General features: G+C 66.1%; 10 protein-coding genes. 7 read left to right on the top strand and 3 right to left on the bottom strand.

Annotation, left to right across the window (positions count from 1 at the left end; genetic code table 11):
* The first annotated feature begins 2 nt into the window (after positions 1–2).
* Positions 3–2018 carry a hypothetical protein gene (locus tag OIE69_RS44250; RefSeq protein WP_326581820.1) on the top strand — a complete coding sequence of 672 codons (2016 nt, stop codon included), beginning with the start codon at positions 3–5 and terminating at the stop codon, positions 2016–2018.
* A gap of 286 nt (positions 2019–2304) precedes the next feature.
* Here OIE69_RS44250 and OIE69_RS44245 read toward each other — a convergent pair whose 3' ends face one another.
* Both OIE69_RS44245 and OIE69_RS44240 read right to left on the bottom strand, forming a co-directional pair.
* Positions 2305–2931 (bottom strand): hypothetical protein, encoded by a 627-nt coding sequence (locus OIE69_RS44245; RefSeq protein ID WP_326581818.1) that lies wholly within the window; start codon positions 2929–2931, stop codon positions 2305–2307.
* A gap of 1687 nt (positions 2932–4618) precedes the next feature.
* The gene (locus OIE69_RS44240; RefSeq protein WP_326581816.1) at positions 4619–5467 is read right to left on the bottom strand and encodes a helix-turn-helix domain-containing protein; all 849 of its coding nucleotides are present in this window, start codon (positions 5465–5467) and stop codon (positions 4619–4621) included.
* Between the two features lie 384 nt (positions 5468–5851).
* Here OIE69_RS44240 and OIE69_RS44235 point away from each other — a divergent pair, with 384 nt between their 5' ends.
* Positions 5852–6793 carry a quinone oxidoreductase family protein gene (locus OIE69_RS44235; RefSeq protein WP_326581814.1) on the top strand — a complete coding sequence of 314 codons (942 nt, stop codon included), beginning with the start codon at positions 5852–5854 and terminating at the stop codon, positions 6791–6793.
* Between the two features lie 43 nt (positions 6794–6836).
* Here the strand turns inward: OIE69_RS44235 and OIE69_RS44230 are convergent, their stop codons facing one another.
* A complete protein-coding gene (locus OIE69_RS44230; RefSeq protein WP_326581812.1) occupies positions 6837–7883 on the bottom strand; it encodes a hypothetical protein in 1047 nt (348 codons plus the stop codon).
* 188 nt (positions 7884–8071) lie between these two features.
* Here OIE69_RS44230 and OIE69_RS44225 point away from each other — a divergent pair, with 188 nt between their 5' ends.
* The 5 genes from OIE69_RS44225 (at position 8072) to OIE69_RS44205 (ending at position 12481) form a co-directional block, all read left to right on the top strand.
* Positions 8072–8272, top strand: a complete 201-nt coding sequence (locus OIE69_RS44225) for a hypothetical protein (RefSeq protein WP_326581810.1) — start codon at positions 8072–8074, stop codon at positions 8270–8272.
* A gap of 177 nt (positions 8273–8449) precedes the next feature.
* Complete coding sequence (locus OIE69_RS44220; protein ID WP_326581808.1) at positions 8450–9271, top strand: IclR family transcriptional regulator; 822 nt, start codon at positions 8450–8452, stop codon at positions 9269–9271.
* 1061 nt (positions 9272–10332) lie between these two features.
* Entirely contained in the window at positions 10333–11118 is a 786-nt protein-coding gene (locus OIE69_RS44215; protein WP_326581806.1) for a hypothetical protein, read from the top strand.
* 78 nt (positions 11119–11196) lie between these two features.
* Entirely contained in the window at positions 11197–11676 is a 480-nt protein-coding gene (locus tag OIE69_RS44210) for a hypothetical protein (protein WP_326581804.1), read from the top strand.
* 88 nt (positions 11677–11764) lie between these two features.
* Entirely contained in the window at positions 11765–12481 is a 717-nt protein-coding gene (locus OIE69_RS44205) for a hypothetical protein (RefSeq protein WP_326581803.1), read from the top strand.
* The last annotated feature ends 160 nt before the right edge of the window (positions 12482–12641 follow it).

Below are 12641 nucleotides of genomic sequence, written 5' to 3'. Positions count from 1 at the left end.
TGATGACAACACCGGCGCGCCACGCCACCGCACCACCTGAGTTCCGGGGCCTGCTCGAGGCCGAGTTCCCGCCCGAGGAGCTGCAAGCCGAGCTAATCCGCAGACAGCGACTGGACGGCTTCGGTGCCGCCTCCCGGAACCTCAGAGCCTTGGAGGCCCTGGCTCGAGCGCAAGATGTCAGCTCGTGGGACTTTGCAGAGCTGGCAGCGGTCGTCACCCATCACACAGCCAGCAAAGAGGTCCAGGCGTACCTCTTCTCGAACCCAGACTGGCTCGCCATCTGCGAGATCACGCGACAGACGGAACCCGTGCTCGCGGCGCTGAAAGCCCGCAACACCACGTCGACGCAAACAACGAACCAAGACGTAAGCATCGCCGTGCTGGCGTCCAGCCTCATCGCTCGCCACGCCGCCAGGGCTTCCGCCTATCTGCACCAATGGGGACAGTACGAAACGACGGCTGGGCAAGCCCTGAATCAGGTCCTGACCACCGCCGAGCGCCTCAGTGCTCAGGTCGCTGGCCTCAACCCCGGAGATGGGCCCGCCACGCCACGGAACCTGCAACGCCATGCCCGGCTTCTCACAAGACAGTTGCGAGTCACAGGCCTCGAGGTCCCCACCAGCCCGCCGGGACAGCCCCGGGACGAGGACGAACCAGCGCTGACCTCTGCTCTGCGGATCGCCGCAACCGGGGACGCGGTTTTCGCGGAGGCTGCCCATTTGATGACGGCGCTGAGCCACCTTGGCTCCGCCGCGACACGTTCCGCCCAGCGTCTGAACCGGGACGTCCGACTCCACGGGATGATTGAGACTGTCCAAATCCGCGGGTTCGAAGCCATCTCGGCGATCGCCCGGGCGGCCATGCGCAGGTACGACCGCAGCGGGGAGGAATACACAGGCCGACGGGCCATCGCCGCGGTAGTTCATCACTTCGCGGAACAGCGCCTGGAACGGCTGCGTGGCAGCCTGGGTGAGTCCGAGCGTCGTGACGTCGGCTTCTACGACAACCGCCCGCCGGACCGGGTCCTGGCATCGCTGTACGACGAAACCCGGATGCTTTGGGCTGCACTGAGCTCTGGCGGCATGACCGTGGACCAGCAGACAGATCACCAGATCCGCTTCCTTCTGCTTCAGCACCGGATCGGCCAGCACGTGGGGTCCGAGTACCCCCTTGTTGCTCAGTTCCCCCCGCTGCCAGTTGTGGCGAGCATGCCCACCGATACCCCAGCGATTACCCGGCTCCAACTCATCGAAGTGCTCCGTGCACGCGTCGAAGCCGACCCCTACCATCCTGACGCATCGTTCCTGAACCGCGCGTCCGATATGTACGCCCACGAGATCGCAGGACCTGCCGACCTCACTGACGATGCACGCAGCGCGGTCGTCGCCGCCTCCGACGTTGCTGCAGTCGCCAGCTACATCGTCGAGCACCGAGTTGCCGCCTCCGCCCTCATTCTTGCCGACGCTCCCGGCCTCAGCCTCGACTACGGCCAGGCCGAGCGCGCCCTCGACGTGCTGCAGAAGCTTCGTGTCGTTGACGCGCCCCAGCCTCTGCGGCCCCGGGATGTGCTCGCAACCGAGGAGTCCCTTCCTGAGCTGCTCGAGCACCTTGAACAGCGTCTGCCCGGTCTCCTGGCACTCCCTGAACGGCCCCGGCCGTCGGCCCCCGCCCAAGAAGCTCCGTCGCCGGCCGCTCCCGGTCCGAAAGAACCAGGCCCACCTGCCGCAGTCGAGAGCGGTGCCGAGCCTTCCCCTGCGCCGCTGCCTCGGCGCGACCGCACCAAGGAGCGCCGTCACCCCGGCAGTGGCTCCCGGCTGGATGCCGAACCAGTGCGTGCCGTTCTGAGTCCGCAAGACCGGGAGCGCATCCAGAGCTTCGTGGAGGCGCGTCAAGCGCGAGAGGCCGCCTTCCCGGCTCCGGACAAGGCACCGGCGCACGATCGGCTCACGACAAGACACGCAGCAGCCCCCGAACAGCACCCCCAGCAGCAAGAGGCGGCCAGCCGGACCATGAGGTAACCGGTTCTACTTCCCGAAGGGAGCAACATCATGGTCGACGAGGAGTCCAGGCGACGCCTGGGCCGCCTGGAGCTCTTGCGGCTGACACGTGACCGTCTCGCCAGGGCGGGCCGGCGACGCCGCACGCAATACGCACAGCAGCAGCGGGAGGAAGTGCTCGGACCGCAGCAGACCCGCCCCGCTCCCTACGCACAGTTACCAGGAACCAATCCCAGCGGAGTCCGTTGAGCGGCACCTTGCGGCGTCCCAGCAGCCTTTCTGAGCCGGCCGCAAGCTTTTCGCTGCCTCAGCCCCTCACAGCGGCGCTGATGAGGCCATCCGGCGCCCGGAAGGCCACCGGAGACGGACGCAACCACGTGGCTCTGTGATGGGCCTCTGCGGCGGCCTCCCACTGCCCGAAGTCCAGAGTGGCCCGCTGGCGAGCGTCGGCCGCCACGGCGGCGCTGTGAAGCGACGCGAGGATCATTTGACGGATCTCGCTCGCTTGAGATGCCCGCCATGCGGTCTCCGCAGCTCTGTCGCCCTCTACCGTCTTCGGTAGCCGGTCAGGGTCCGGCACCGCTTGAGGACCACTGGTGCGCAGGGCCGCCATAGCGGCGCGAAATTCAGCGTTTGCCGTGACGGACGAGGCGGTCCCGTCGCAGCCGCAGTCGCAAGACGTCGCCACCGCGACCTCTGACGACGAGACCTGCAAGTCGAATCGACCGCGCGCGGCCTGCTGAATGAGGTAGCCGACCGGGTTCTTAGGCCGCCAGGTCCCACCCCAGGCCCAGGACCAGGACGTCAACAGCGCCGCGATGTCCTCACGAGTCAGCCCCTGGTCCAGCAGCGGACGCAGCGCGTACGCCAGCCCGCGCAGAGTGGCTGCCTGGGTCCAGTTGACCCGCGGTCTCACCCAAGCCGCCACGTCCACGCTGGCCGCCACCTTGGTGGCCGCGCGTCGGTGAGCCATGGGAGACGGCTCGCTGACGGCAAGCCTGAGCGCGGACGCTGGTTTGGCCAGTCTGCATCTGCTGCCTGAGACGCGCGGTAGCGCGGTGTTCTTTTCAAACCACTCACTACCCGCACCCGTAGAACTATGGCTTGGGTACCCAACAGAAGGGGTGCACGCGGCATGTCGTGAGGGGTCGGTCTGACGCTGCCTTGCCCGAGCACGGGCAGTTTCCACGGCACGGTGCCGGCCAGTCTCCGTCACGCCCGAAAGCCTCGCGGCATAGCCGACACCAGCGACTCGATGGCCGCGGGCGACGTCCCAAGTACGTGGTGCCACCGGGGCGTAGATGGTTGCCGTCCCGCGATACCCCATGCCACGCCGGTAGTCGGCGCCGAGACGCGTCCGGAGGGAGTTGCGCCGCGATCCGTGCTCAACGAACGCGAGGAGTCCAAGTTGTCGCAAGTACTGCACGTGCTCGGATATGCACCTTGCTGAGAGCGCGAGGCGTTCGGTCATTGCTCGACGGTTGTAAGCGACGTGGCCGTGGCTGCTGTGGTGCATGCGGGCGGCGATGTCCGCAGCGACTCTGAGGGTGGTTGCGTTTGCACTCGGATGGAACCTTTCCTGCACCATCCACCGAACGGCATCCATCCAGTCGCTGGCGTGACGGATCCGTCGCGATGCCGTGTGTTTCACCTCCTGCGCCGCAGCGTGCAGCACCAGGGCGAAGGTAGGGCAGGTGGACGCCGCGGGCAGACAGGAGACGTCGTCCGTTGAGGGCTCGTTGGCCGGGCCCGGACGGGATTCAACGGTCTCATCTCCAAGCGCAGAAGCCTCCCACGAGTAGCGGTCGGCGCGTACGGAAGGCAGAGAAGACAGGGATGTTTCAGACTTTTGGGCATGCCGGGATTGGCAAGCGGCAGCCAAGTGCTGCACTATGGGCACCGTTCTCTCGTGGTCTCTGCGAGGGAACACAAAGACCCGCCTCGGTGGGTCTGGAGGTTCGGGTGAACCTTGTAGGTCGCTCAGGGCTCCGGTTGGTCGCCGGAACCTCTGGGCCTTCGTCCGGTGGGTTGTACCGGACGGTGACGTTGGGGCCGCAAACCCCGGTGTTGGTCGCACCGGGAGCGGCCGGGCGGTGGAGCAAGTCCCCCTCATCTGAGGGGGCTCAGAACTCCCGCGCTGTGAACGGCTACCTCATATGCCCCCTAGCTGCGGGTCCGCAGCCGAGAAGATCTGCGCGGCGGACGCCGGCGGGGAGCGTATTGACCCTGCCCTCAGAGAACAGCTGGTGAGCTCGACGGCGGGTAGAACCCACGCCGGAGCAGGCCGTGCTGGTTGTTCCCGGCCTGGGGCGGGTAGCCTTGGTCACGTCGACACCTCTTCCAAGGTTCGTGTCGGCGCGGTGGCCCCGCCTTCCACAACAGGGCGCACCGTACGGATGGGCCCGTACCAGGCGTCTTCACACGTCTGGGTATCGCGGGCCCGTTCTGTTTTTCGCTGGCTGCAAGGGCGCCGGCGGCCTAGCGGAGGCGTCTTGCAACGGGGCAGCCTATCCGCTATCTGGGTGATCAAGCGAGCTTCACGGGGGTCGTGTCGCGCCGCTGCCGAAGCGTCACATGTCCAGGTGGGTGGGGTCGCTTGCCGGGGCTCCATTTCTGGCTGCCTAGGCGAGGGCCCGGTGGTCTCGCGCAGTCTCGCGCCCGATTGCTGTGCTAGGCGAAGATGCGCCGGGCACCGCTCGCAGGCTCGTGCCTCCCGCCATGCTGTTGCGACTCAGAGCTGCAGTGGCGTTCAGGAGGATCTGAAGGTACTCGTCGCGGCGGTACTGGTACCGCAGCTGAGGTTCCGAGACGAGCACCGCCAACGCGCCAGCGACGGTAGCCCCGCGCCAGACAGGCGCAGCCAGCGTGATCCACCCTGCCAGTGGGGATGGACCCTGCGCGAAGCCGCAGTCGAGTACGTCCTCGAGTAACCGCGGGGTGGTGCGGCGGCGACCCTCCAGCGCGGCCAGGATCGCGAGGGCCACGGCGTCGTTGGGCGTCACCTGCAGGGGAGCTGTCTCCAACGCGGCTTGAGCGGCGGCGGGAGCGGTTTGGATGACCGTGTGATGCTGTCCGAGGGCCGCGCCCCGGCGAACGCGGATTGGTTCTCCGACCAGTTCCGCGGCGTACAGCAGCACGATCTGTCCTGTGGCCTGCTGGGTCTGCGTCAGGACGTGGGTGGTGGCCGCGGGCAGGGCAGGCGCGGGCGCCAACACAGCACCAGCGGTCGGCGTCAGCGCATAGCGTCCTCGCTGCGTCTGCGTCACCAGTCGGGCTCTCCTGGCGTCCTGGAGATAGCGCAGCGCTGTCGTGCCAGGAATGCCGGCCCCCTGCGCGATCTCAGCCAGTGAGTGACTGCCGTCCAGGGTCGGTCTGGCCACGTCCAGCTCTGCCAGCGCAACGAGCATGTCGAAGCCCCGTTTGGTGGCGCTCGCTGTCTGGTCCTGCCTGCCTTCTCCTACTTCAGGCATCGTCCGCCATCCCCCTCGTCGACTGCTCGTCCGCTCGACGCGGTACGACCAGTTGCGGGCACGTCAATCCCGTAAAGCGGGTGTGACTCTAAGTTCCAGGAGTCACTCCCGTCAATGTGTAACTCGAATTCATGCCTCCTCCTGCCGGGTTTCTCACGGGGCGAGAAATGCCGTTGATGGTTTCTCACCGGGTGAGAAATGGGCGCCGTTTCTCGCCCGGTGAGAAATCGTGGGCGACACTCCGTGCACTGTGGGGCAGCAGACCGTGCACAACCGGCCGAAAATGCAGACAGATCACATCAGGTACTGATGCCGCAGGCCCTTCATGCCCTAGCCTGTTCGCCGGACCGGTACCCCGCGCCTCACGACCTGAGGAGACAAGTAGTGCGCGCCATCGTCATGAGAGACTTCGGCGGTCCGGACGTCCTGCGGGAAGAGGAGGTCCGGGCCCCTGCACCCCGGGCTGACCACACGCTTATCAGTGTGTCCCTGGCAGGCGTGAGCTCGGTGGATGCCATCGAGCGAGCCAACAACGGCGGGGACTTCGTCTCGCTGCCTTACACGCCCGGCCGCGAGGTTGTTGGGTTGAGCGACACCGGCAGGCGGGTGGTGGCACTCACGGACGGTGGGGGTTACGCCCAGAAGGTTCTCGCCTCGTCGACCGCGTGCTGGGACGTGCACGATGACATCAGCGACGCGCAGGCCTTGGCCTTGTTGGGTAATGGCAACGTGGCCTGGCACGCGCTGTTCACCCTTGCACAAGTCTCCAGGGGTGAGCGCATTGTGGTGATGCAAGCCGATGGTGGACCAGGCGCTGTCGCCCTGCAGCTTGCCGTGGCCAGTGGCGCGGATGTTCTTGCGGTCGCTAGCAGTTCCGCCGGACGTGACGTGGCTTTGGCCATGGGTGCTCGCGCCTCGGTGGACGCCAGGGATGACGATCTGGCTGACCGGATCCTCGACGCCGCCGGCGGCCCTGTCGCAGCCGCCCTAGACTTCTCGGGCGGACTCCTACTCCAGTCTGCCGCCGCAGCCCTGGCCGAACGCGGACGCATCGCCATCTACGGTCCGCCAAGTCCGGTGACTAGGCCGGTGCCGATGGAACACCTCTTGAACCAAGGGATCACGGTGTCCGGCTTCCAACTGCACCACCTCGCTCGCGAGGGGCTGGGCATTGCTCTCGGGATGCGGACCCTGTACTCAGTCGTCCGCACGGGAGTGCTCAAACTGACGGATAGTCAGGTGTACCCCCTCGGTGACGCCCGCATGGCGCACGAAGACCTCGAGACCGGCCGTGGGCACCTGCACCTCGCTCTCGATCCTGCGTAGAGCTGGGCCCAAGAGTCGTGCCCGGACCCAGCGGCTCGCAGAGTCAGTCGTCGAGGCCGTGCCTTTCGACATACCGGCCAAACTTGTAGCCCAGCTCGAAGAGCGTCTGCGCCCCCATCGCAAGCTTGAGAGCGGCCAAGTGCTTGTCGAGCGTCTTGACGCTCATCGTGTGCAGCGACGCGACCCGGTCACGCCCGTCGCCGCTCGATAGGCCCCACAAGATCGAGAGTAGCCTCGGGTCGTTGTCCAGGAATGGCATCGACCCATTACGCCCTTCACCGTCGGCCGCGTCCGACGGCGCCTGAACGCCGGGCGTCCAGGGGGTAGCGAGGCGCCAGTGCACGTTGAAGGACTCCACGAGCAGGCTCACGACGCCCGGGTGGCGGACGTGCCAGGATCCCTCACCAAGCTCACCGTTGGGCAGGTATCTACCCAGGAAGGCCTCGGTCCGGTCAAAAATGATCATCTTGATGGGGGGGAAATCAGACGTGCGGACGAGGGCACCTGGCTCAGCTGGAAAGGTGGTGACCATCTCCACCCAACCGCGAGTCCACGAGTCCTTCCGGTTAACCTCGGCATACAGGGTTCGGATGCCGATCCCTCGTTCCAGGAGCGCCTTGTCGCGTTCCTTCGTGACCATGATGCGCTCGGGCGCGCGCCGGCCAGGGTGCGACGTCAGGCATTCGACCTGGGCTGCGTCGGAGGCTCTCGCGAGCCGCGCGTTGATGTCCTCGTAGTACTCGACGAGATCGACTCCGCCGCCGGAGAAGGAGTTGGAGGCGCGTTCGAACTCGTCATCCACCCTGTCCATCAAGCTTGGCAACCTCGCCAAAGTCTCCGCTGCGGCGCGCACCTCCTCGATGTAGCGGGAGGTGAGTGCGCGTTCGACACGCCGCGGCTCGGCGGGCACCGGCGCGCCACCGCGCTGGGGATCCGGGACGACCAGCGTCAGAGCCTGCAGGATGTCAAGTCGATCGTCTCCAGGCTCGATTGGCGTGCCTCGAGCGGCCTCTCGGTAGAGCTCCCAGGCGGCTTCCGGTACGTGTGGGTCTCCCACACCGATGGGCGATTTGTCCAGTTCATCACTCATGTCGAGGGGACTTTCTGCAATAGGACTTCTACCAACAGAGGAACCGTTGAACTGATCACAACCGTGGGCCAGCCTAAGGGTCGGCCACACAAATGTGCGTCGCCTGTACATGCAGGTGCGCACTCGGGGTGTGGCCAACCTGTGCCCGGACTGCCGACCTTGCCGGGCCTGTCCAAGAGGAGAACAGCATGCGGAACACAAGGCTCAAAGCCCTGGCTGGCGCGGCTGCCGCCGTTGCTGGCGTGGCGCTGGCCGTCGGCTTCGCGGCGGGTCCCACCGTGGCGCTGGCCGGCGACATCCAGTGGAGGATCGCTGCGTCTGCGCCCGCGGGAGACATCCAGTGGGGCGCGGACGACATCCAGTGGGGCGCGGACGACATCCAGTGGTGACGCCCTGAGGGCGTCGGCGGCGCCACTGGCGACGCCCTCAAGGGAGCGATCGGCAATTGGTCCGCGACGACGCACAACCCGATCAGCCCGGTAAGACGAGCAACACATGTCCGACAGGGTGGCATGCCCACGGCAACTGATGCCGCAGGCACCTGCAAGAAGGGGGTACGGGGGCACATGGGCATCCAGCAGGGCGGCACCGCACGCGGCGCTGGCACGCGTTCCGAGCGCGTGTTCAGCGTGCAGGCCGCCTTCGCTGCCCTTGGCCGACCCACCGCTCGGCTCTCCGAGCTGGCAGCGGTCGCAGGTCTGGACGACTCCACCGTCAGTCGCATCCTTCAGAGCGGGATCTACACCGGCCACTTCAGCCGGCCGGAACGAGGGGTCTACGCGCTCGGCCTCGGCTCGGTCGCCCTGGGTCTGCAAGCCAGTGCCTACAGCCACGACGGAGACGCCGCGCAGGTACTGCTGCAGGACCTTCACGGCGCCACAGACAAGGGCCTCATCTTCCTGTACATGATCAGTCCGCTGGGGGGGCTGGTCAGGATGTGTGTGGAAATGGCGGTGGGAGACAGCGACCTGTCGGAGCTCGGCATGACAACGCGGGACCGCATGGAGATCACCAAGTCCCTACGCGTAGGTTCTCCCGGCCGGGCCATCTTGGCCTACTTGCCGAAACCCATGCAGGAGAGCGTGCTCGCTACCCCATCACCGGCGCGTGCGGGCCCAGGAGCGCTCCTGGACGAGACGGAACTGTTGACCTCATTGAGCACCGTGCGCGACTGCGGCTTCGCCACAGGTCGTGAGGAGTGCGTAGCAGGCTGGAACTCTCTGGCTGCGCCGCTCTTCTGGGGAGACAACGTCGTTGGCAGCGTGTTGGTGATGAAGCCGGCAGACGAGATGCCGGAGCCATCCACCGAGTACATTGCCGCGGTCAAGGACGTTGCTGCAGCTCTAAGCCGCCGAGGCGACGGATCGACAGGACGGCCGGCTACGTGAGACCGGTGAGATGCAGTTCGGAATGCTTGCCAACCAGCCGAGCTCGAGTTCCACAGGATGATCCCTCATTCCGCACGTGAGTGCCCTCGTTTTTCATCCTATGGAAAATGATCAAGGCGACCGGTTCGCATCACTGGCCACACGCGAAGTCATGAAGCACAGTAGTGGCCATCGGCGCCCGACTCTTGGCGGGCGCCGAACCCGACCTTCACGGCCAATCGTCTCCGGGACGGAGACAATGACTTCCGGCGGAATCGGCAGACCCCGCCGGAGACCTGGGCCCCTCACTTGGGGGTGAGCGGCTCAGATTCGTTGGCGCCCCACGTCGACGGCGAAGCAACTTTCGGCAGGGCAGTGAGCTCCCGGTCGAAAGTCCGGTCAAGGGCCGGAACCCGCGGGCAACTTACAAGGCGCCCGGGTTCCGGCCCTGCTTCGTGTCTGCCGTGGACATGGGCGGCCGTCCGTCGACGCCTCGTCCGGCCCGGATTCGAGCCGAGTGCCGGCGGAGCGAGCCCCTGGCCCATCGTGTAACTGTTGCTGGCGGTCTCGGGTGAACCGTTCCCATCTACAGGCCTGTTCCGCCGTGAATTCTCACACCGACTCGCTCACAGAGTGTTCGCCGAAGAAATGAGATGAAGCGCCTCGCCGATGCTTCGACCGGAGGTGTGCGGTGAAATTACCTCGAGGAATCACCGTCCTTTTCCATCGGATGGAAAAGGACGCGGGGGAGCCAGTCAATGGACTAGTCCTTGGGGTGGGACGTGAGGGAGAGTATTCCCATCCGGTGCTTGCTGTCCGCGGCGGCTAGCCCGGTCCCTGGAACGCTGCCGTTCGCTCAGTCCTTTGCATGCGGCACGGAATCGATAGAGCCACGCCCAGAGGAGGACCCGTCACCTCACCTTCTACGGGCCCAGCAGGCGCCCTAGAGGAAGTGACGGAACTCGGACCTGCAGGTCCTGCGTGGGGCGTAGCTGGCTCTCTCGAGGGTCCGCGACGCACCCCAGGCACGTCCTGCCGCACAGCCCAGGACGTAGCCGACATCCCGACGAGGAGGACGACACATGCTCGACAACGACACGACGGAGGAGACCGCCGCGGCCGACGAGGGCCTAACGGCGCACATGAGGGTCTACCGTGTTCTGGAGACCCTGAACGCCATGGGCCCTGGGCTGCACCCGCTCCACCGAATCATCAGCCAGTCCAGCGTGACGAAGTCCACGGCCCACCGCATTCTGCGCGCTGGCGTCGCAGCCCGTCACCTCGTCTACCGCGCTCCCGGCCGCTACGGCATCGCTCCTGACGTCGCCCTGCACCGCCCAGACGCCAGCGTGCACCTCACGCTGCCACACAACAGCGCCCTGGACCGCGAGACCACAGCCCTCCAGCGGCAGACCGCGCAAGTCAGCATGGCTTTTGGCGCGGTACTCATCGACGACACCCCCTCTCGCCTGATGCTCCACCACGCCTACGGGCGGCGGACGGACTTCCAGGCTGCCTTCCAGCACGCAGCGGTCGACGCACGCATGGCCCTCCGCTACGCGCCGCTCACCGCCGACGGCCCCGGCCTGGCCATCCTGGCCCACCTGGACGGAGCACCACAGAGCCACCGCATGCGAGAGATCCTCTCCGAGGGCTACGTCATGACCCAGTCTCCGTTGCCCGACTGGCTGATCCTCGGCGTCCCTCTGTGGAGGGGATCCACCGTCTACGGAGCCCTTGCCGTGATGGGCCACAAGCACCACATGGAGCGCAACCGCAGGGAGTACGCCGCGGCAGCACTCGCGTCCGCAGCCCGGCTAAGCGCGAGGTGCGAGCTCGCCTCCGGTGCCATGCGCGTAGCGAGTTGATCTCGAGGGGCTTGGTGTGACGTAGCGATGTGACTTAGCGCTAAGTGCTCCCAGGCGATCATCCGCTTCAATGTGCGCATGGACCAGGGGATCGCCGCGCTCGCAGGGGCCAGCATCGGCATCATCGGAACGCTCATTGCCGCACACCTCTCTGGCAGACAACAGCGGGCCCAGTGGCGTCGGCAGGTCCGCCGTGATGCGTACGGAGCCTTCATCTCTCGGTATGACGCGGCCGTTCGCGCTGGGCAAGCAGCGGAACTGGCGATACGCGAGGATCGGTTGGACACGGGCATCGACCAGAACTTCGCAGAGAAGGTCCGAGAAGCACGCGACGCGCTCGTGGCCGTGCAGTTGGAGGGCCCAGAAGGCATCGCTATAAGGGCCGAGTCGGCGATGAGCGATCTAGACACGTGGGCGTGGGGACTGGATCTTCTCATCAGTGGAGATGGCACTCTCACCGCTGAGGAGACACTCGAGTTCACAGATGGGCGTGAGGAAAAATGCGCGCACGCGTTGGCGGAGATCATCGCGCTGGGGCGCAAGCTGCTGACCAGATAGTGGCGAAGTGTGCCCCACCAGCGCCGTGAGCGAGCGAAAGCCTCCATGCCGCTTGGCAAGTCATGCGAACCACACTTCAATGTGCCCTGTGACCACGACACCCTCGCCGGCGGGCCGTACCGCGGAGACGATCGCGGGACGGATCCTGTTGGACGATGTGCTCGCCGCTCTGCGAGCCGTCAGGCCCCTATTTCACTCCGAAGCGGATCTGCAGCACAGCTTCGCTCGAGCACTATGGGAGCTCGCACCAGAGGTAGGGTCGCGGCTTGAGGTGCCGAGGCGCGGGCGTGGCAAGAACGAGCACCTCGATCTCCTGTGCGTGGGCCCGTTGGCCCGTACGGCGATCGAGTTCAAATACGTCACGCGTCGATGGTCAGGCACGATAGGCCTGCCGCCCGAGGTCTACCAGCTGCGGAAGCACGGGGCCCCGGATGTAGCGCGACGGGACTTCGTGAGAGATCTGGAGCGGCTGGAACGCTTCTGTGACCGTGAGGACCAGAACGGCCTGGCGCTGCTCGTGACGAACGAGGCCTCACTCTGGCGCCCCCAAGTAGCCGGCCGCGCAAAAACTAACGATGACAAGTTCCGAATCCACGAGGGACGTACGCTGCGCGGCACACTCCTGTGGGCCGGCGGCGCCTACATCCCCAACACGCAGGTACTACGTGGTGTGTACCCACTGACATGGCGACCGTACGCGGACCTGGGGGGAGTAGATGGCGAGTTCCGCTGTCTGGCTGTTTTCATCACGCCGGTCAACGAGGCGTCGGGCGCCCGGGTTGCCGCTCAGCGTGAAGTGCCCTGAGCGGCGTAGCGAGCACGGAGCCTCGTCACTGCGTGTGATGCGGTACCTGGCCATCAGTGAACTTGCTGGCTGCGGAAGATTCACGGCCACATCGCTTCTATTCCGCGATGGCCTCCCTGTGCCAAGGTGATCACGTACGGCAGGGCGGGGCTGAAGGAGC

Origin of the sequence: Actinacidiphila glaucinigra, from assembly GCF_035918135.1 — a bacterium.
Lineage (GTDB): Bacteria > Actinomycetota > Actinomycetes > Streptomycetales > Streptomycetaceae > Actinacidiphila > Actinacidiphila glaucinigra.
This window is presented reverse-complemented; position numbering and strand designations above follow the sequence as displayed.

Coding starts and splice junctions, on each gene's coding strand:
- OIE69_RS44250 (WP_326581820.1), top strand. CDS start 3: ATGACAACACCGGCGCGCCACGCCACCGCACCACCTGAGTTCCGGGGC.
- OIE69_RS44240 (WP_326581816.1), bottom strand. CDS start 5,467: ATGCCTGAAGTAGGAGAAGGCAGGCAGGACCAGACAGCGAGCGCCACC.
- OIE69_RS44230 (WP_326581812.1), bottom strand. CDS start 7,883: ATGAGTGATGAACTGGACAAATCGCCCATCGGTGTGGGAGACCCACAC.
- OIE69_RS44225 (WP_326581810.1), top strand. CDS start 8,072: ATGCGGAACACAAGGCTCAAAGCCCTGGCTGGCGCGGCTGCCGCCGTT.
- OIE69_RS44220 (WP_326581808.1), top strand. CDS start 8,450: ATGGGCATCCAGCAGGGCGGCACCGCACGCGGCGCTGGCACGCGTTCC.
- OIE69_RS44215 (WP_326581806.1), top strand. CDS start 10,333: ATGCTCGACAACGACACGACGGAGGAGACCGCCGCGGCCGACGAGGGC.
- OIE69_RS44210 (WP_326581804.1), top strand. CDS start 11,197: ATGGACCAGGGGATCGCCGCGCTCGCAGGGGCCAGCATCGGCATCATC.